Source organism: Prevotella sp. RM4 (genome assembly GCF_000701965.1).
In the GTDB taxonomy this organism is placed as follows: domain Bacteria; phylum Bacteroidota; class Bacteroidia; order Bacteroidales; family Bacteroidaceae; genus Prevotella; species Prevotella ruminicola.
The window spans coordinates 85061-105005 of sequence record NZ_JNKG01000001.1 but is presented as its reverse complement, the minus strand read 5'-3'; the positions used below and the strand labels follow the sequence as shown (position 1 = coordinate 105005).

The 19945-nt window shown below is 48.9% G+C and carries 16 protein-coding genes; 3 read left to right on the top strand and 13 right to left on the bottom strand.

What is annotated here, in order from left to right; all coding sequences use genetic code 11:
- Together T499_RS0100495 and T499_RS15040 are read right to left on the bottom strand one after the other, a co-directional pair.
- On the bottom strand, positions 1–2375 hold a 2375-nt coding region (locus tag T499_RS0100495; RefSeq protein ID WP_033149335.1), incomplete at its 3' end, for an SNF2-related protein.
- A 733-nt stretch (positions 2376–3108) separates the two neighbouring features.
- A complete protein-coding gene (locus T499_RS15040; RefSeq protein ID WP_033149334.1) occupies positions 3109–3369 on the bottom strand; it encodes an HTH domain-containing protein in 261 nt (86 codons plus the stop codon).
- A gap of 682 nt (positions 3370–4051) precedes the next feature.
- Between T499_RS15040 and T499_RS13980 the strand changes: the two genes are divergently transcribed.
- The gene (locus T499_RS13980) at positions 4052–4618 is read left to right on the top strand and encodes an HU family DNA-binding protein (protein ID WP_052173240.1); all 567 of its coding nucleotides are present in this window, start codon (positions 4052–4054) and stop codon (positions 4616–4618) included.
- A gap of 77 nt (positions 4619–4695) precedes the next feature.
- Complete coding sequence (locus T499_RS14540) at positions 4696–4797, top strand: smalltalk protein (RefSeq protein ID WP_013065470.1); 102 nt, start codon at positions 4696–4698, stop codon at positions 4795–4797.
- A gap of 138 nt (positions 4798–4935) precedes the next feature.
- Here the strand turns inward: T499_RS14540 and T499_RS13975 are convergent, their stop codons facing one another.
- From T499_RS13975 to gyrA, 3 genes are all read right to left on the bottom strand, one after another.
- Positions 4936–5385: a hypothetical protein gene (locus tag T499_RS13975; protein WP_052173238.1), complete on the bottom strand. Its 450-nt coding sequence runs from the start codon at positions 5383–5385 to the stop codon at positions 4936–4938.
- A gap of 65 nt (positions 5386–5450) precedes the next feature.
- The gene (locus tag T499_RS0100470) at positions 5451–6665 is read right to left on the bottom strand and encodes a tetratricopeptide repeat protein (RefSeq protein WP_033149332.1); all 1215 of its coding nucleotides are present in this window, start codon (positions 6663–6665) and stop codon (positions 5451–5453) included.
- Between the two features lie 69 nt (positions 6666–6734).
- A complete protein-coding gene (gyrA, locus tag T499_RS0100465) occupies positions 6735–9275 on the bottom strand; it encodes a DNA gyrase subunit A (protein WP_033149331.1) in 2541 nt (846 codons plus the stop codon).
- A 243-nt stretch (positions 9276–9518) separates the two neighbouring features.
- Here gyrA and T499_RS0100460 point away from each other — a divergent pair, with 243 nt between their 5' ends.
- Positions 9519–12059, top strand: coding sequence for an ATP-dependent Clp protease ATP-binding subunit (locus T499_RS0100460; RefSeq protein WP_033149330.1), 2541 nt, complete (start codon positions 9519–9521; stop codon positions 12057–12059).
- A gap of 12 nt (positions 12060–12071) precedes the next feature.
- Here T499_RS0100460 and T499_RS0100455 read toward each other — a convergent pair whose 3' ends face one another.
- From T499_RS0100455 to T499_RS0100420, 8 genes are all read right to left on the bottom strand, one after another.
- Complete coding sequence (locus T499_RS0100455; protein ID WP_033149329.1) at positions 12072–14003, bottom strand: NAD(+) synthase; 1932 nt, start codon at positions 14001–14003, stop codon at positions 12072–12074.
- On the bottom strand, positions 14000–14698 hold the full coding sequence (locus tag T499_RS0100450) for a DUF2027 domain-containing protein (RefSeq protein ID WP_013065031.1): 699 nt from the start codon (positions 14696–14698) through the stop codon (positions 14000–14002). The genes T499_RS0100455 and T499_RS0100450 overlap by 4 nt, the downstream gene beginning before the upstream one ends.
- An 89-nt stretch (positions 14699–14787) precedes the next feature.
- Positions 14788–15390 carry an electron transport complex subunit RsxA gene (gene rsxA / locus T499_RS0100445; RefSeq protein WP_033149328.1) on the bottom strand — a complete coding sequence of 201 codons (603 nt, stop codon included), beginning with the start codon at positions 15388–15390 and terminating at the stop codon, positions 14788–14790.
- Between the two features lie 38 nt (positions 15391–15428).
- Positions 15429–16010 (bottom strand): electron transport complex subunit RsxE, encoded by a 582-nt coding sequence (gene rsxE, locus T499_RS0100440; protein WP_033149327.1) that lies wholly within the window; start codon positions 16008–16010, stop codon positions 15429–15431.
- 3 nt (positions 16011–16013) lie between these two features.
- Positions 16014–16634: an RnfABCDGE type electron transport complex subunit G gene (locus T499_RS0100435; RefSeq protein ID WP_033149326.1), complete on the bottom strand. Its 621-nt coding sequence runs from the start codon at positions 16632–16634 to the stop codon at positions 16014–16016.
- 26 nt (positions 16635–16660) lie between these two features.
- Positions 16661–17653, bottom strand: a complete 993-nt coding sequence (locus T499_RS0100430; protein WP_033149325.1) for an RnfABCDGE type electron transport complex subunit D — start codon at positions 17651–17653, stop codon at positions 16661–16663.
- 29 nt (positions 17654–17682) lie between these two features.
- The gene (gene rsxC / locus T499_RS0100425) at positions 17683–19053 is read right to left on the bottom strand and encodes an electron transport complex subunit RsxC (RefSeq protein WP_033149324.1); all 1371 of its coding nucleotides are present in this window, start codon (positions 19051–19053) and stop codon (positions 17683–17685) included.
- On the bottom strand, positions 19050–19931 hold the full coding sequence (locus T499_RS0100420; protein ID WP_013063846.1) for a Fe-S cluster domain-containing protein: 882 nt from the start codon (positions 19929–19931) through the stop codon (positions 19050–19052). The genes rsxC and T499_RS0100420 overlap by 4 nt, the downstream gene beginning before the upstream one ends.
- Positions 19932–19945 lie beyond the last annotated feature (14 nt).

Below are 19945 nucleotides of genomic sequence, written 5' to 3'. Positions count from 1 at the left end.
CCCTCACTGATACAGTCGGTAGCTATCAGCACATCGATATCCTCATGTAAATGGGGATAGATGGCTGCACGCTCTTTGGATATAGGCGAGAAGAGTGTTAGCACCTTATTGAAATCGAGTTTTTCCTTCAACTTAAGCGTACTCCTTGCTTCTACATCACCTGTAACCAGAGCCACATTCAAACCATATTTAGATTTGATCTTGTCTGCCAAGCAATCGTAAAGATAGAGAGCTGTATCTGAGAAAGCTGTGAAGATAATCACCTTCTTATTGTCGCCGTTGATAGGATGGGCAAACTTATGCTGCAAATCTGCAATGAGCTGTTGCAGTTTTGAGTCGTGCTCGGGTGTGATACTCTCCAGCATCGTCAGCAACAGACTAATGACATCAAGGTCTTCCTTGATTTCACGTTGCCATGATATGTAGTCCATATCCTCTAAGAGAATACGGTTTTTCTTCTTACCAATCATGAAGTCCTGCTCATCCTCGTCGCCATCCACATCTTCGTAGTCGTCAACAGAAATGCGTTTGTCACCACTTTGGTAGCGTGCGATGGCATCGAGTGTTTCCTTCATGTAATCACGTATACGTTCCAAAGTAAGGCGAAACGAGTTAACACTCGACTCCAGGCGCTTCAGCAACTGGATGTTCATCAGGCGTTGAATACCCTGCTCGCGCTCCTCGATACTCAGTCGGTGACCTGTAGTACTTTCCTCCTCTTTATATTTATAGAGCTGACTATCTAGGATAAAAGCAGAGGGTGCGTAGATGGCCAATCGGAGCGATTGTAACTGCTCGAAAATCTCGTTGTAGTTGATAGCCGTATCAAGGTCAGTCAGATGGGGCTGACGAGAGATAGGTTTCAAACGCTCAGGGAAGGTGCCAATATCTGTCGTATCATAATACTGCTGGATATGCTTACGACTGCGGGCAATGGTGACAGCATCCAGAAGTTTAAAGAAATCGAAGCTGAGCATTCCCAGCAGGCGCTCAGTAGTGCGCTCCTCGGGTGAGAAGTTTGACCATAGATTATAGGCTGCTTGTGCCTGACGGAAAACATCATCAATACCACGCTCGGTGGGTAATAATTCGTTGAAGTCATCAGCCTTTCCCTCATAGGCCAACTGCAACTGATTTTTCAAATCGTTGAAGCGATTGTTGACTGGTGTTGCAGAAAGCATCAGTACCTTGGTCTTCACGCCTGCACGAATCACCTTGTTCATCAGGCGCAGATAGCGATTTTCGCGAGGATTCTCACCATTTTCATCGGTAGAAACCTTTCCACCATTACGGAAGTTGTGGCTTTCGTCAATCACCACCAAATCATAGTTTCCCCAATTAACACGCTCCAAATCAAGGTCGTTGCTATAGCCACTTTCACGACTGAGGTCAGTATGATAAAGTACATCATAATTCAAACGATCCTTAGCCAGCGGATTGTTGACATAGTTCTGGCGATAAGTGTTCCAGTTCTCAAAAAGTTTCTTGGGACAGAGCACCAAAACGGTGCGATTGCGACTCTCGAAATACTTGATAACACTCAGAGCTGTAAACGTCTTTCCAAGACCTACGCTATCGGCTAGAATGCAACCATTATACTTCTCCAACTTATTGATAATTGCCAAAGCGGCATCACGCTGGAAATTGTAGAGTTTGTTCCAGATTGCAGAATTCTTAAAACCTGTAGCTTCTTTGGGCAGTTCGTCCTCGCTGATATCTTCTAAGAACTCGTTGAAAATATTATAGAGCGCCACGAAATATAGGAACTCAGGTGCATTCTCCTTATAGGCATTGCTAATACTGTCAATCACCTCTTCGGTTACAACCTGAAGGCGACTGCTGTCATTCCATAGTTGGTTGAATATATCTAAGAAAGCCGTTGACTCAGGAGCATAGTTTTTCTGAATCATTGTAAAGGCATTATTACCTTTTTCACAACCAAGTTCAACAGTAGTAAAACCTTTAACAGGATAATAGCTGACATCATCTAGGTGGATAAAACCATTCATGTCATCATTGTTGCGGTTAGACTTGAAACACACCTTCTGTCGAATCCACTCTGCACATTCACGGGCTATAGCTTTCTGAGTGAGCTCATTGCGAAGCTTCACTTCAAACTCTGAACCATAGAGTGTTCGCTCTCGGTCTAATCGTGGGATATAGAATTCACGCTGTTGCTTAGGTGTTTTCTCAGCCGTAAATGTCGGCGAAGTAAAGATAAAACGCAGTTCTTTAATATCTTTGAGTGCCTCTTTCAGTTCCTGAAAGGCATAGATGGAGAAACAAGAGGCCGCTATAGACAAACGGCTTCCTGCCTTTATTTGCTGCATAAAATCATCACGCAGCGTTTTTTTGACATTGTTTATCAACTCCATCAGAATGTTGGCTTTAGAGCGAATGGACTCTGTTCGGATGATAATGGGTTCTATGCACTAGGACCTAAGGACACGAAAAAGCGCGGATTGGCGCCTATCGATGTCCAAAGGTCCTAGGAAAACCCATCCACAATGATAAGTCCAGTCCACGCCAAAAGCGTAGACGCTGGTACTTATTCGTATTATGGACGTCTATTGAATTTCCTAGGTTCTTGGACATCACCGAATATAGCACAAACGCTATGTTATTTTACCCTCAAAAATCATACCGGCACCTCCTCTGAGGCTCTGTGACTGAGGAATTTACGTTCCAAGACACCTCTGCCGTAGCAGCGTCGGGTTACGACGATTAGCCAGTACTTGATGGCAAAGGTACAAAAAGTTTTGGGAAAACACAAGAATGGGGCTAAAAAAATGCAGTATACATCAAAAAAGTCCCAAAATATTTGGAATAAAATAAAAACAATCCTATATTTGCTACAAAGAATAAGTATTTAGAGAAAAATGGGAATAAAGAAGGTTACGTACGAGGAAGCATTAGCGCGCATTAAGCGTTCGCTTGAAATCAGGCGGAACGTTGAACGACGTATGGCTGATGAATGGGAAAAGATGGGGTTAAAAGGTACTGTCGAGTCCCTATGATTGCTGTATGAATAATAAAACTCCGCTAAAATACAAGAATGGGGATAAAAAATGCAATTTGCAACAAAAAAGACACCTTTATGGTGTCTTATTATGTAAGCTTATCAAATACCGATTTACCTAAATCTGTTAGTACCCATTCGCCATCCTTGCGACCACCTTTTCGAGTAAGGATACCCAACTTTTTCAGCTTTGCCAAATCATTTTCGATTGTTCTATCTGTTATAGAGGTCTTTTCCGAAATCTTTTCCGAAATCTTTTCCGAAATCTTTTCCGAAATCTTTTCCGAAATCTTTTCCGAAATCTTTTCCGAAATGGCCTTTGCTGAAATTCTGGAATTAAAAGATACCATTTTCAGTATAACTATCTGACGCTCAGATAGTTCTTTTCCGACATCTTTTCCGACATCATTGGTGACATCTTTGGTGACATCATTGGTGACATCTTTTACGCCAACTTTCTCTCATTTTTACGAATAAACCTAACATTTGTTATTGGCTTAGGCTTGTAAACTCCGCTAAAATGCAAAAAACGGACCTCTAAACTCCGCTAAAATGCATGTAGTGGTGATAGCATCACACCGCACGCCGCACGCCGCAACTTTTTGGTTTTGCGGTGTGGAGGGGTGCGGTGATGGAGGTAAATTAATTAGTATTATAAATATTATATATTATTATATATATTATAATATATATAATAATATATAATATTCTAAAGATAAGATGCTGCGAGTGTGAAGTACGGAAAAGTTGCGGCGTGCGGCGTGCGGTGTGGAGGTAAGCATAGGAGACGAGGTTGTACTTATTTGAGCAAAATCCGTAATTTTTGAGGCGATAAAATTACGGTTCTTGGCGTACGGAATAGATAACCAAAATATTTTTGCTTTTTGATTAAAAAAGTGGTTAAAATATTTGGTAGTTTGAAATATTTTTTGTACCTTTGCATCGTTAATCAAAAACAAAGCGCGCACAACTTTTGAGAGACACAAACAACACTTAGTTATTAACCATTTTAAAATTAAAACACACAACATTATGGCAAAGATTTTTTATCTGTTGAAGCAGAACAACATCAAGAACTCGAAGATTTACGGTAAGTGGTTTGCCCACGGAAAAACCATCGAAACACTGAACACCCGCAAGATGGCCAACCACATCTCGGAACACGGAAGCATCTACACCCCAGACGTGGTATTCGGAGTGCTGGAGAAATTCAGAAGCTGTCTGCTGGAAATGCTCCTGAACTCGAAACGAGTAAAGATCGACGGTCTGGGCATCTTCTTCACCACCATCGAGAACGAGAAAGGTGGAGCCCTGAAGAAGGAGGATTTCTCGCCAGCCAAGAACCTGAAGGCCCTGCACATTAGATTCCTACCCGACCAGGAGGCTGAGACCAACATCTCGAGTAGAGAGTTTATCAAGAAGGCAGAGTTTGTGAATGCAGAGACATTTGCAGGACAGCTGACCGAGGAAGAGGATAAACCAAGCAACAGTGGCGGTGGTGGTAGCCAGGGCGGTAATACCGGTGGAAACACCGGAGGCGGCGGAAATAGCGGCGGTGGCAATAGCGGTGGTGGAAGCCACGAGCCTATCGGAGACTAAGGGTTGGGGGCGCAAGCCCCACCCTACTCTACCAATGTAAAAATGAAAAAATGTAAGAATGAAAAAACTAAGAAGTTATGACTAAGAAAGAAACATTAAAGTTTATCGTACAGATGATTGCCAGTATCGCTACAGCGATTGTAACGGCCCTGGGCGCGACATCGTGCATCGGGGCTTAGCCCCGAAGCGCCACAAGTTCTTGGACAAGCCAAGCGGCATAGCCGAGCGGCATGGGCGCCATGTAGATAGCCAAGGACCTGCACTTGCGCGGCCCGCCACGCATACTGCAGTAGGCTCTATCCTATCACCCTCAGGTTTCAACACGAAGCCTGAGGGATTTTTTCGGTACCTTCTTGTTCTCTCAGCTTAGCCATCTCGTTACCCACAAAGCGATGGGCGCCAAAAAACTCGTTTAACTCCAAGCGCAAATAGTCGCCGATATCGGGAATCTGGGGAATGAAGAGAATGATAGATTTGCTATGCACATCCACGGTCTTGGCCTCCTCGTCGATGGTATAAACCGTTGTAACGGTATTGTTAAGATTTGCACCATTGATAGCTTTCTTTAATCGTGCAAACTCTTCAACATCGTATAGTTCTACATGTCCCCAATGCGTATCGTATATCTGGATAAAACGCAAATTGTTTCGGGCTTCCACAAAGAAATGCTCGCCCTGATAGGCAAAGAAGATGCGATCATCGCCCTCTTCGTCTGCAAGCTCATACTGACACCCAATATTTGTGAGCGTCTCTAAAAACGATTGCATATATAAAAAGAAATCAGCCGAGGAGTTTTTCCTCGGCTGATTGGGTTTATATACTTGATTGCAGATTAGCGTGACTCTTCCTCGGCCTTCTTGGTCTCAGGAGCGTCAGCACCATAGTAGTTGTAGTATGCATTGTAGCGGTTGTAACCCCACTTAGCCTGCAGCATGTCGGGGTCGAGCTCCTTAGCCTTGTCGAACAGCTCGATAGCCTTCTTGTACAGCTCCTTCTTCTTAGCAGGATCCTCGATGTTCTGAGCCTGTACGCTGTAACCTGTACCTGCGTAGGTAGCGATGATAGCGTTGTCGGGCTTAACCTCGAATGCCTTCTGGAGGTAAGGAACAGCCTCCTCGGCCTTGTTAGCCTGGAGCAGTGCCAGACCCTTATCGGCGAGGGCTACAAAGTTGTTAGGATTAGCGGCAAGAGCGTCGTCGAGGATCTTGTTAGCCTCGTCGGTCTGACCGAGACCCAGCAGGGTGTTGTACAGCTTCTCCATTACACCGTCGACCTTGTGCTCGGCATAGATGCCCTTCAGGTTGGCAGCATACTTAACAGAGTCGTCCTTAGTCTTCAGACCGTCGCCCAGAATCTCGAGCTTGAGGTTGAGAGCATTCTCGTACTCCTCGGGATCCTTCATAGCTACATCAGCCAACTCAAGAGCCTTAGCCATATCCTTGTCCTGATAAGCGAAGATTGAAGCGAAACGAGCTACCTGACCGAAGAAAGGCTTCTGCTGCTCGCGGTCGCAATCCTTGAACATAGGAGCGGCGTCGCTCTCGGTGAACAGCTGCCAGTACTTACGAGCTGAGGCGTTATCCTTAGCGGTAAGAGCGTCCTGACCAGCGTTAACCAGAGTGTTACGTGGAGCAGTCCACAGGCGCTGAGCATTCTTAGCAGCAAACTTAGGAGCTACCTTACCCTTCTCGTTAGGCATCTGGTCGAACTTGTCGCACTCGATACCTGCTACGAGAGCGGCATAGGCCATCTCGTTCATCAGTTTCATATCAACGGGCTTCTCTTCCTTACCCATCTGCTTGTTTACCTGATTCTCGGTCTGGATAGCGCTCTGAGCATTAAAGTCGTTCAGGGCAAGGTCAACAAGCTTGTTGTAGGCCTTTGCCTTCTCGGCATCGTTAGCCAGAGAACCAAGGCTGCTCTTTACGAGTGTCTCAGCTTCTGCATAAGTCTTTGCCTTGAGGATAGCCTTCAAAGCGTCACTGTCGCCGGCAAATGCGGTAGAGCTAGCTACCAGCACACATGCCATCATGATTAATTTTTTCATAAGCTTTTAAAATTGGTTGAACTTATTGTTACTAAAATTTATTTTTTGACGTTTACTTGAGCGGATAGTTTAATCCTTATTCTCGGTCTCGGGGGCCTCAGCAGCCTGAGCTGCCTCAGCGTCGATCTCTGCCTCCTCGATATCTTCGTCCTCGGCCTGCGAGTGCATTACCTTACATACCGAAGCGATGCTATCGTTCTTCTTGGTGAGGTTGATGAGACGAACACCCTGTGTGGCACGGCCCATGACACGAACATCGGCCACCTTCAGGCGAATCAGTACACCACTCTTATTAATAATCATCAGGTCGTTCTCGTCGGTTACCACCTTGATGGCTACCAGGCGACCGGTCTTCTCGGTGATTGAGAGGGTCTTAACACCCTTGGCACCACGTGAGGTCTTACGGTAATCCTCAACCTCAGAACGCTTACCATAACCGTTCTCAGAAACTACCATGATAGTCTCGGTGTTAGGATCGTTGACGCAAACCATACCTACAACCTCGTCGTCGCCACCGTCGAGACGCATACCGATTACACCGGTAGATACACGACCCATGACGCGCACATCGTTCTCGTCGAAACGTACGGCACGACCGTTACGGTTAGCCAGCAACAGCTCGTTGTGACCGTTGGTGAGGCGAACGCCTACTACCTGGTCGCCCTCGTTGATGTTGATAGCAATCACACCGTTGGCACGTGGACGTGAGTAAGCCTCGAGACAGGTCTTCTTGATGATACCCTGCTTGGTAGCGAATACCACGTAGTGCGAGTTAAGGAACTCGGTATCGTTGAAGTTCTTGATACGCAGAACGGCGTTGATGGCATCATCGGGCTCGATATTCAGCATATTCTGGATAGCGCGACCCTTTGAGTTCTTATCGCCCTCAGGAATCTCGTAACACTTCTGCCAGTAGCAACGACCCTTCTGTGTGAAGAACAGCAGCGTGTTGTGCATGGTGGCAGGATAGATATACTCGGTGAAGTCGTTGTCGCGATGACGGGCTGCCTTTGATCCCATACCGCCACGACCCTGCTCGTGGAACTCTGACAGTGGGGTGCGCTTGATGTAACCCATGTGCGAGATGGTGATAACCACTGGATCGTCGGGATAGAAGTCCTCGGCATTGAACTCGTGGTCGAAAGGAATAATCTCGGTACGACGCTCGTCGCCATACTTCTCCTTCACCTCCTGCAGGTCGGCCTTCATCACCTCCTTACAACGCTCGGGGTTATCCAGAATCTCCTGCAACTCGGCAATAAGCTTCTGCAAGTCGTCGAACTCCTGGTGGAGCTGATCAACACGCAGACCAGTGAGCTGAGCCAGACGCATGTCGACGATAGCCTTACTCTGCAGCTCGTCGAGTTCGAAACGGGCCTCCAAGTTACGCTGAGCGTCGGTAGGAGTCTTACTGTTACGAATAATATGTACAACCTCGTCGATATTGTTAACGGCGATGATCAAGCCCTCCAAGATGTGGGCACGCTCCTGAGCCTTGCGCAGATCGTACTTGGTACGGCGGATGGTTACGTCGTGACGGTGCTCAACGAAGTACTTGACACACTCCTTGAGCGAAAGCAGGCGTGGGCGACCCTTTACCAGAGCGATGTTATTAACTGAGAATGAGCTCTGAAGGGCTGTCATCTTAAACAGCTTGTTGAGCAGTACGTTGGCGTTGGCATCGCGCTTGCAATCCACAACGATACGCATACCCTGACGGCCCGACTCATCGTTAACATTTGCCACACCCTCGATCTTGTGCTGATTAGCCAAGTCGGCAATGTAAGCTACCAGGTCGGCCTTGTTTACACCGTAAGGAATCTCGGTTACCACAATCTTATCGTGTGTGTCGCCGCTCTCAATCTCGGCCTTGGCACGCATTACGATACGTCCGCGACCTGTTTCATAGGCATCCTTCACGCCCTGCAGGCCATAGATATAAGCACCTGTTGGGAAGTCGGGACCTGGGATATACTGCATCAGGCCTTCGGTATCGATATCAGGATTGTCGATATAAGCGCAGCAACCATCGATTACCTCGCCCAGGTTGTGGGTAGGCATATTGGTAGCCATACCTACGGCAATACCGTTACCACCGTTAACCAGCAGATTAGGAATCTTGGTAGGCATAACAGTTGGCTCCTCGAGCGAGTCGTCGAAGTTAGGCGCCATATCTACGGTTTCCTTATCCAGGTCGTCCATAATGTGCTCACCCATCTTTGAGAGGCGGCACTCGGTGTAACGCATGGCAGCAGGTGAGTCGCCATCCACCGAACCGAAGTTACCCTGACCGTCAACCAAGGTGTAACGCATGTTCCAATCCTGGGCCATACGTACCAGGGCACCATATACTGAAGAGTCGCCGTGTGGGTGGTACTTACCAAGCACCTCACCTACTACGCGGGCACACTTCTTATAAGGCTGGGTAGAAACGTTATTAATGTTCATCATACCGTAAAGGATACGACGATGAACAGGCTTGAAGCCATCACGAACATCGGGAAGGGCACGGGCCACGATTACTGACATAGAGTAATCGATATAGCTCGATTTCATCTCTTCTTCGATGTTGATCTTAATAATTCTGTCGTTGTCGAATGTTTGATCCATCTTTTTATTTTACTATTTGACTATGTACAATTTTACCATTTTTGCGTTTAAGGGCATTTTTAAGCCCTCTGACGCGTTTTTAACCGTGCAAAGGTAATTATTTTTTTGCGACCCACCAAACCTTTTAAGCTATTTTATGGTAAAAAATTAGCTTTTTATGGCACGATGTTTGCAAGATTTGTTGTATCTTTGCAAAAGATATATAATATAAGGTATATTAATAACAATTAGAAACAGACATAGATGACGACACAATTTTCGCCAAAACTATCAGAAATACTGGCTTTCTCGCGTGAAGAGGCAGCTCGACTGGCTAGCCGATCGGTGGGTCCCGAACACCTGCTGCTTGGCATTCTGCGCAGTAATGAGGGTCCGGTTATCGACCTGTTTAACAGGCTGAACCTGAATATGCAGGCGGTAAAGACTGAACTGGAAATGCGCGTAAGGGAGGACGAAATCGGTCAGCCCATACACACTACCGACCTGGTGCTGAACGAGAAGGCCAGCAACGTACTGCGACTGGCTGTACTGGAGGCACGCATACAGAGAGCCAATAAGATAGACGAACAACACCTGCTGCTGGCCATACTGCACGACTTGGCTAACAACGGGGCAAAACAAGTTTTAGAAATGAACGATGTGACATACGACGACGCTGCAGCCATACTGTTTGCGCCGAAGAACACAAACGTAAGTAATAACGTGAGCAACGGCATAGGACTGCCCGACGAGGAGGAAGAGGAGTTTGAGATGACCGGCGGTAAGAGCGCTAACAGCAATGCCAACAGTCAGAGCACCACCGCCCAGAAGAAGCCCGCCTCGAAGACACCTGTACTCGACAGCTTTGGTACCGACCTGACAAAGGCCGCTGCTGATGGTAAGTTGGATCCCTGTGTGGGTCGCGAGCGCGAGATACAGCGTATTGTAGAGATTCTGGGTCGCCGCAAGAAGAACAACCCCATACTGATTGGCGAGCCTGGTGTAGGTAAGAGCGCCATTGTAGAGGGACTGGCACAGATGATTGAGGCCCACCACTGCAGTCCAATGCTGTTTGGAAAGCGCATTTTTACGCTGGATATGACAGGCGTTGTGGCAGGCACCAAGTATCGCGGACAGTTTGAGGAGCGCCTGAAAGCCCTGATGAAGGAGCTGGAGGCTAACCCCGACGTGATTGTATTCATCGACGAGATACACACCATCATCGGTGCAGGTTCTACCCCTGGCAGTATGGATGCTGCCAACATTATGAAACCTGCCTTGGCACGCGGCACCATACAGTGCATTGGTGCTACCACGCTGGATGAGTATCGCGAGAGCATTGAGAAGGACGGTGCCTTGGAGCGCCGATTCCAGAAGGTACAGGTAGAGGCTACCACCAACGAGGAGACGCTGCAGATTCTGCGTAACATCAAGGACCGCTACGAGCAGCACCACCACGTGACATATACTGACGCGGCACTCGAGGCCTGTGTCAAATTGACAGACCGATACATTACCGACCGCTTTATGCCAGATAAGGCCATCGACGCGCTGGACGAGACTGGTTCGAAGGTACACTTAGGCAACGCACAGATTCCACCCGAGATTATTGAGAAGGAGAAGGAGCTGGCCGATGCCCGCGAAAAGAAGCAGAAAGCGGTGAAGAACCAGAACTACGAGCTGGCAGCCGGTTATCGCGACCGCGAGACAACCCTTACCAAGGAGTTGAAGGAGCTGAACGACCGCTGGAGCAACGGCGAGGGCGAAGAGCGACTGGTGGTAGATGCCGACCAGGTGGCCGAGGTGGTTTCGATGATGACGGGTGTGCCCGTACAGCGCATGGCCGAACAGGAGGGGGTACGCCTGAAGGGTATGGCCGTAGAGCTGAAGAACGCCGTGATAGCCCAGGATGCCGCTATCGACAAGATGGTAAAGGCCATCCAGCGCAACCGTGTAGGACTGAAGGAGCCCAACCACCCTATCGGCGTGTTTATGTTCTTAGGTCCTACAGGTGTGGGAAAAACCTACCTGGCCAAGAAGCTGGCCGAGTTTATGTTTGGCAGCAGCGAGGCGCTGATTCGTATCGACATGAGCGAATATACCGAGAGCTTTAACACCTCGCGACTGATTGGTGCACCTCCGGGATACGTAGGTTACGGCGAGGGCGGACAGCTGACAGAGCGCGTGCGCCGCCACCCCTACTCGATTGTTCTGTTGGACGAGATTGAGAAAGCTCACAGCAACGTGTTCAACCTGTTGCTGCAGGTGCTTGACGAGGGACGCATGACAGATGGTAACGGACGACTGGTGGATTTCCGCAACACGGTGATTATCATGACATCGAATGCAGGTACTCGCCAGCTGAAGGACTTTGGCCGTGGCGTAGGTTTCGGTGCATCGGCACAGACGGGACTGATGAAGAGCGACAAGGACAAGCAGTATGCACGCGACATTGTACAGAAGGCACTGTCGAAGCAGTTCTCGCCTGAGTTCCTGAACCGACTGGATGAGATTATCACCTTCGACCAGCTGGATCTGGATGCCATCAAGCGTATTATCGATGTAGAGCTGAAGAGCCTGTACAACCGTATTGAGCAGATAGGCTATCACATCGACCTGAGCGACGAGGCCAAGGAGTTTGTGGCCACCAAGGGTTACGATGTGCAGTTTGGTGCCCGTCCGCTAAAGCGCGCTATACAGAACTATCTGGAGGATGGCATTAGCGACCTGATAGTGAATGGCGACCTTGAACCGGGAGCCACCATCCATATCACACTTAAAGAAAATGAGTTAGCGTTTAGCTAACTCATTTTTCTTTTATAACGACTCGCATTCTTTCAACCAAAGGGCGGATGATGCATCGCTTGGCATACGCCAATCGCCTCGAGGCGACAAGCTGACACTACCCACCTTTGGACCATCGGGCAAGCACGAACGCTTGAACTGCTGATTAAAGAATCGGCGGCAGAAGGTGGTAAGCCATTTCTTGATGGTCTCCTCGTCGTAAAGGGCTGGTTTCTCGCTGGTAGCGGTGCAGAAGGCACGCTTGGCCAACAGGAAAATCTTCTTAGGACTGAAGCCGTAACGCAGGAAGTAATAGATAAAGAAATCGTGCAGCTCGTAAGGACCAACCAGATCCTCGGTCTTCTGCTTGATATTGCCGTTTTCGTCGGCTGGAATCAGCTCGGGCGAAATGGGGGTATCGATGATATCCATTAATGTATCCGTAGCCATTTCTCCTGCTACGTAGCCTACCAAGTAACGAATCAAAGTCTTGGGCACACCGGCATTCACACCATACATCGACATGTGGTCGCCATTATAGGTAGCCCAACCAAGTGCCAACTCCGACAGGTCGCCTGTACCTACCACGATGGCGTTCTCCTTGTTGGCCACATCCATCAGAATCTGTGTGCGCTCGCGGGCCTGCGAGTTCTCGTAGGTGATATCGTGAACCGAGGCATCGTGATTGATATCACTGAAGTGTTGGGTTACAGCTGCGGCAATACTGATTTCGCGAATGGTAACACCCAAGGTTTCCATCAGCTTCAGAGCATTGTTATAGGTACGGTCGGTGGTACCGAAACCAGGCATGGTGATACCCACGATGCCCTGACGGTCGAGACCTAACTTATCGAAAGCCTTAACGGTTACGAGCAGTGCCAAGGTAGAATCCAGACCACCGCTGATACCGATAACAGCCTTTTTACCATTGATATGGTGCAGACGCTTTACCAAACCCATCACCTGGATATTGAGAATCTCCTCGCACGATGCCTGCATATCCTCACTCTTGGGGATGAAGGGATACGGATCGATATTGCGGAAGAGCTCGAACGGACGCTGGCAGGTAGCCTTGCAAGCGATTTCGCGAGCGTGGGCATTACGCTGTGCATTGATGAAAGTGGTATTGGTGCGACGCTCAACATGCAGCGCCTGCACATCAATCTGACACATCTTGATTTGTGGCTGCAACGAGAATCGGTCGCCCTCTTCGAGCAGTCGGCCATTCTCAAAAATAATAGCATTACCGCCATAAACCACATCCTGGGTAGACTCGCCAAAACCGCAGCTGGCATAAACGTAACCGCTAATCATACGGGCACTCTGCTGGGCAAGCAGCGACTTAAGATAAGCATGCTTACCAATCAGTTCGTCGCTGGCCGAGAGGTTGAAGATCACATCGGCACCAGCCAAAGCCAAGTTGTTGCTTGGTGGTGTGGGTGCCCATACATCCTCGCAGATCTCGACACCGAACTTCACGCCATCGGCAGTAACAAACACCTGCGGCTCGGCTGAAACATGAACAGGACTGCCTGCAAAATAAATCTCGGTAGGATTCAGGTCCTGAGCCGATGCAAACCAGCGCTTCTCGTAAAACTCGCCGTAGTTGGGCAGGTAAACCTTTGGCACAATGCCCAACAGCTGTCCACCCTGCAGCACTGCTGCACAGTTGTACAGCAAACCGTTGACTACCACTGGCAAACCAACAATCACGATAACGTTGAGCTTGCGGGTGAAATCAAGCAGTTTTACCACACCATCCTCGGCATGATCCAACAGGAGTTGCTCTTTAAACAGATCCTGACACGAATAGCCCGTGATGCAAAGCTCGGGAAACACCATCACCTCGACACCACGATCCTCGGCCTGAGCTATCAGGCTCTCAATCTGCTGCACGTTATACTCTACATCGGCCACTTTTACGGTGGGCACAGCAGCTGCTACGTTTACAAATCCGTATTTCATAGTTTTACTTTTTGTACGTCGTTCTCAATGAGTGTGTAAATAAGTGCGGGCTGCTCGAAGAAGTCGTTCTCGCGGAAGGCATGCAGCTTGTAGAACTTAACGGTATCTACACGCACCTGGGCATTAACGGGCGACTTAAGCAGGAAATGTTTTTCGCGCTTGTAAGCCACCAGCTGTACACACAGATGCTCAAGATCGTTCAGGTCCTCACGACCGAACTCCTCGATAAACTCCTTGCAGTTAGGCTCAATCTCGCCCTCGGCTCTCAGCTTCCAGGCTGTACCCTCGGCAGTCATCAGCACATAGCGCAGATAATAGTTCGAGTCGTTAACCAAATAGCTCTCAAAACGGGTTTGCGAGAGTTCCTTTACATCCATAGGCACAAAGGCCAGGAATGCACTCAGCTTGTCGCCACCCTTGCGCTCCTCGGGTTTTGGCTTAAAGGTAATGGGACGGTCGGCAGGCTCAATCTCGGGCTCCTCGTCATCGTCGGCAGCCATACGGGCCTTGGCCTTCTGTTCAACCATACGGGTAGTTTCGTAGCTCTCCTCGCCTACCACTACCACCTCGTTGATGAGCATCGGCATCTGGAAGCCGTCCTCATCCTCAACAAGCACTATATTCTTACCCTGGAAGCCAGCCACCTTTCCGCCGCCAACTTCGCTCAGGAATCTTACTTTATCTCCAATCTTCATCTTTAAAATACTGTAAATTTGGGGCAAAGTTAAAAAAAAAAGCCCGAACTACAAAATAGTTCGGACTCTTTTTACCAATAGGCGGCTATTTAGTCGAGACCAAAGAGAATCTTCAGTCCGCCATCCACACCCGAGAAGCCCATAAAGGCCAGGCTAAGCAAACCTGCCGAGAGCATGACGATGGCCATACCCTGCATGCCCTTAGGAATCTTTACCAACTCAAGCTGCTCGCGCATACCAGCAAACACGGTAAGAGCTACACCAAAGCCGATGGCTGTTGAGAAGGCGTAGACTACCGACTGCAGCAGGTTGTAATCCTTCTGGATAACCAGAATGGCCACACCCAGCACGGCACAGTTGGTGGTAATCAGGGGCAAGAAAATACCTAATGCCTGATAGAGGGCTGGCGACACCTTTTTGAGCACAATCTCTACCATCTGCACCAGCGAGGCAATCACCAGGATAAAGGCAATCGTCTGCAGATACTGCAGGCCAAAGGCATCGAGCACATATTTCTGAACCAACCAGGTAACGATGGTGGCCAGCGTAAGCACAAAGGCTACAGCTGCCGACATACCCAGCGAGGTATCAATCTTTTTTGAAACGCCAAGGAACGGACAGATGCCCAGGAACTGCGACAACACGATGTTGTTGACAAAGATGGCGCTAATGAAAATCAGTATATATTCCATAATCTATTTATTGACCATTGAACATTGACCATTGAACATTAATTCCTAATTTTGTTCACGATGGCGATGAGGAAGCCGAGGGTGATAAATGCACCTGGAGGCAACACAAAGAGCAGGATGTTATAAGTCTCGGGAATCAGGGTGAATCCGAAGATTGAACCTGAGCCTAACAGCTCGCGACACATACCCAGCAGGGTAAGACCGAGTGTAAAACCAAGACCAATACCGATACCATCGAACAGCGAAGCTACGGGTGAGTTCTTTGCGGCAAAAGCCTCAGCACGACCCAGGATGATACAGTTAACCACAATCAGCGGGATAAACAAACCTAACGAGGCATCGACATCGGGCAGATAAGCCTTGATAACCATCTGCAGCAGCGTAACAAACGCAGCAATCACTACAATGAACACAGGAATACGTACCTTATCGGGAGTAACCGATTTTAAGCACGAGATAACCACATTGGTACAGATGAGTACCGCCATTGTGGCGAGGCCCATCGACATACCGTTGGCAGCAGAGGTGGTAGTGGCCAGTGTAGGACACATACCCAGCATGAGGACGAACGTAGGGTTCTCCTTAACAATGCCGTTTTTTATAATCTGTATTGCATTCATAAACTATTCACTTTTTTTAGTTGCGCCTGTAGCTGCATCCATGGGGGCAGCCTTGTAAGCGTTATAAGCATTGTTTACAGCCAACAGGAAAGCACGACTAGTAATAGTTGATGCTGTAATGGCATCTACCTTACCACCATCCTTCGATACGGTGAGAGGCTGAGCAGGCGTAAGACCGATAATATCGCCCTTCTCGCCTTTCTGGAACCACTTATCTGCCTTAGCACCAAGACCTGGTGTTTCGGCATGTTCCAACAGCGTGTAACCCAGAATCTGGCCCTCGGTATTAAAACCTACCAGCACCTTCAGGTTGCCACCAAATCCACCAGTGGTAGATTCAACAGCAGCACCCAAATCTTTGCCCTGGGCATCCTTAGTTTCATAAATCACATAAACCAGCTCCTTGCCCTTGGCATCGGTCTGCTTTACGGTATCGGTGTTAGCTACCTGCAGGTCGTCGACACACATCACCGACTTGATACCATCGGCCAGCGCCTTGGCTTTCTGATCGGCAATAGGACCCTCGGTAAGGTGGTTCACAAAAGCCAGGATACCACCCATGATAACTGCTACTCCGGTGAGCACCAGCACCATATTTAATAATGACGATTCGAGTTTCTTCATAATCTTTTCATTTTTAAATTTTTACATTATTTCGAAACTTCCCCGAAACGTTTTGGTTTAACATAATTGTTGATGAGCGGTGTGAACGCATTCATAATGAGAATGGCGAACGACATACCCTCGGGATAAGCACCCCAGTTACGGATAACCACAGTAAGGAATCCGATGGCAACACCATAAATCAACTGACCCTTTGGTGTCATAGGACTGGTAACATAATCGGTTGCCATAAAGATGGCACCCAGCATCATACCACCGGTAAGCAGCACGGTAAATGGATCAGGATAAACAGGATTAGCCAGATGCAACAAACCTGAGAACACAAACGCAGTACCAAGGATGGATACAGGAATGTGCCAAGTGATAATGCGGTTATAGAGCATAAAGGCCAGACCCAACAGCAGGGCCAACGCACAAATCTCGCCCATGGCACCAGCACCGCCCGAACTTGAACCTAAGAACAGGTCGAATGATGAGGGTAACTGCTCGAGCAACGAGGCATCGCCCATACGGATGGCCGAATTGATAATCGAAAGCGGTGTGGCACCTGTCTCGGCATCGAGATAGGTATCCCACTGTCCAATCTTAGGCCAAGTGGTCATCTGGGCAGGGAAAGCTACCAGCAAGGCAGCACGACCCACCAACGCAGGGTTAAAGATATTGTTACCCAAACCACCGAACGTAAACTTAGCTACGCCGATGGCAAACAGCGCACCAATCAGGATAATCCAGATGGGCAGGTTCGAAGGCACGTTGAACGCCAGCAGCAGACCGGTAATCACAGCCGATCCGTCGACCAAGGTGTTCTGTTGTCTCTTCAGAATATATTTGCAGATAGCCCACTCAAAGAAGCAGCAGGCAGCCACACTGGTAGCGGAAACGATAACCGCACCCAAGCCAAAGAAATAGAACGAAGCGAGCAGCGCAGGCATCATGGCGATGATAACACCGTACATGTTGCGCTCGATCGAATCGCGGCTGTGAGCGTGTGGCGATAATGAAACTATTAACTTAGACATTAAACGTTAAACATTAAAGATTAAACATTTTATTTTTTTGCGGCGGCGCGGGCGCGGATGATACCCATCACCGTGCTCTTACCCAAGCGGATGTTATCCAACAGCGGACGATAAGCCGGACAAGTGTACTGACACGAGCCGCACTCGATACAACTGGTGATATCCTCGCTCTCGGCACGCTCCCAGTTCTTTACCTCTGAGAGTTTTGCCAGCAGGTAAGGCTCCAAGCCCATCGGACAAACACCTACGCACTTGGCGCAACGGATACAAGGCTGGGCATCCTTACGGCGAGCCTCATCATCAGAGATAATGGTTACCGAGTTGGTTCCCTTGCAGATGGGCACCTCTACCGAAGTAAGGGCCTTACCCATCATAGGTCCGCCAGCCAGCAGTTTGTTATCGCCCTCGGGCATACCGCCACAAGCGTCGATCAAATCCTTCATCGGTGTACCCATACGCACCAGGAAGTTGCCTGGGTTCTGCAGTTTCTTACCGGTAACGGTGGTGTAACGCTCAAACAGGGGTTTATTCTTCATCACAGCCTCGTAAACGGCAAAGGCTGTACCCACATTCTGTACGATAGCGCCCACATTTACAGGGATGGCAGGAGGTGCGGGTACCTGACGATTAATCACGGCATCAACCAACTGCTTCTCACCACCCTGTGGGTAGCGCTGCTTCAAAGGCACAACCTCAACCTGATACTGGGTGCCATTGAACTTTTCATTGCACTTTGCAGTGAGCAGTTCGATAGCAGCAGGCTTGTTGGTCTCGATACCGATATAACCCTTGGTTACCTTGGCGCCCATCATCAGAAGCTCAAGTCCAACCAAGATCTCATCGGCATGCTCCATCATCAGGCGATAGTCGGCTGTGATGTAAGGCTCGCACTCTACAGCGTTGATAATCACGCACTCGGCCTTAGCTGTTGGTGGAGGTGTCAACTTGATAAAGGTGGGGAAACAAGCACCACCCATACCTACTACACCGGCGTTCTGTACACGCTTTACAATATCCTCGGGAGTGAGCTCGGGATGAGCTGCCACCAGTTCAAGTTTATCTGAACGGTCGATACTCTCTTCCCACTCATCGCCCTCGACATTGATGATAATCACGGGCTTGCGATAACCGGTAGCATCGATAGCCGTATCAATCTTGAATACGGTACCGCTGACCGACGAGAAAATAGGTGCCGACACAAAACCGCCAGCTTCGGCAATCATGGTTCCTACCTTTACCTTGTCGCCCTTCTGGACCACGGGTTTGGCAGGCGCACCGATATGCTGACCCAATGGGAAAATGGCCTGCTTAGGCAGCGCTGCTACCTTGGTGGCCACCTCGTGGGTAAGCTTATTCTCTGCAGGGTGGATACCACCCATACTAAATGTTTTTATCTTCATGCTTTTGCCTCCTCTTCTTTTTTAGGTTCTTTGGGCTTTGGTGCAGGTGCAGGCGTTGGGAAGTTAACATCCACGATAGCATGCTTAGGACAAACGGTGACACACTTGCGGCACAAACGGCACTTGGTGTGGTCGATGTAAGCCAGGTTGTTCTCAACGGTAATCGCACCAAAGTTACACTCCTTTTCGCACTTGCCGCAACCAATACAGCTAACGGCACAAGCCTTCATGGCAACAGGGCCCTTGTCCTTGTTAACACACGAAACGAACACGCGACGGTTCTTTGGACCTTTTTTGCGCAGCTCGATGATGTTACGCGGACAAGCCTTTACACAAGCACCACACGAGGTACACTTCTCGTCGTCGACCTCGGGGATTCCTGTCTCAGGATTCAGACTGATAGCGCCAAACTGGCAGGCAGCCACACAATCGCCACAACCCAGACAGCCAAAACCGCAAGCTGTTTCGCCAGCACCACAAGCATGCATAGCGGCACAGGTACGCAAACCCGAATACTCGGCAATCTTGGCACGATGCTCGCAAGTACCGTTACAACGCACTACGGCAACCATCGGCTCGGAATTGGCGATGGCCATCCCCAACAAGTCGGCTACCTTTCCCATGGTCTCAGCGCCACCAACAGGACACATCAGTCCGTCGAGGCTTCCGGCATCGGCACCCTTCACAAGGGCATCGGCCATACCGCTACAACCAGGGAATCCGCATCCACCGCAATTGGCTCCGGGCAACAACTCGCCCACCTGCGCAATACGGGGATCCTCATAGACAGCGAACTTCTTGGAGGCTGCAAAAAGCACAATAGCAGCTATCAAGGCGATAGCTCCAAGTACAATTACTGCAATCAAGATGAAATTCATAATCTATTTGTTTT

Coding starts and splice junctions, on each gene's coding strand:
- T499_RS15040 (WP_033149334.1), bottom strand. CDS start 3,369: ATGGTATCTTTTAATTCCAGAATTTCAGCAAAGGCCATTTCGGAAAAG.
- T499_RS13980 (WP_052173240.1), top strand. CDS start 4,052: ATGGCAAAGATTTTTTATCTGTTGAAGCAGAACAACATCAAGAACTCG.
- T499_RS14540 (WP_013065470.1), top strand. CDS start 4,696: ATGACTAAGAAAGAAACATTAAAGTTTATCGTACAGATGATTGCCAGT.
- T499_RS13975 (WP_052173238.1), bottom strand. CDS start 5,385: ATGCAATCGTTTTTAGAGACGCTCACAAATATTGGGTGTCAGTATGAG.
- T499_RS0100470 (WP_033149332.1), bottom strand. CDS start 6,665: ATGAAAAAATTAATCATGATGGCATGTGTGCTGGTAGCTAGCTCTACC.
- gyrA (WP_033149331.1), bottom strand. CDS start 9,275: ATGGATCAAACATTCGACAACGACAGAATTATTAAGATCAACATCGAA.
- T499_RS0100460 (WP_033149330.1), top strand. CDS start 9,519: ATGACGACACAATTTTCGCCAAAACTATCAGAAATACTGGCTTTCTCG.
- T499_RS0100455 (WP_033149329.1), bottom strand. CDS start 14,003: ATGAAATACGGATTTGTAAACGTAGCAGCTGCTGTGCCCACCGTAAAA.
- T499_RS0100450 (WP_013065031.1), bottom strand. CDS start 14,698: ATGAAGATTGGAGATAAAGTAAGATTCCTGAGCGAAGTTGGCGGCGGA.
- rsxA (WP_033149328.1), bottom strand. CDS start 15,390: ATGGAATATATACTGATTTTCATTAGCGCCATCTTTGTCAACAACATC.
- rsxE (WP_033149327.1), bottom strand. CDS start 16,010: ATGAATGCAATACAGATTATAAAAAACGGCATTGTTAAGGAGAACCCT.
- T499_RS0100435 (WP_033149326.1), bottom strand. CDS start 16,634: ATGAAGAAACTCGAATCGTCATTATTAAATATGGTGCTGGTGCTCACC.
- T499_RS0100430 (WP_033149325.1), bottom strand. CDS start 17,653: ATGTCTAAGTTAATAGTTTCATTATCGCCACACGCTCACAGCCGCGAT.
- rsxC (WP_033149324.1), bottom strand. CDS start 19,053: ATGAAGATAAAAACATTTAGTATGGGTGGTATCCACCCTGCAGAGAAT.
- T499_RS0100420 (WP_013063846.1), bottom strand. CDS start 19,931: ATGAATTTCATCTTGATTGCAGTAATTGTACTTGGAGCTATCGCCTTG.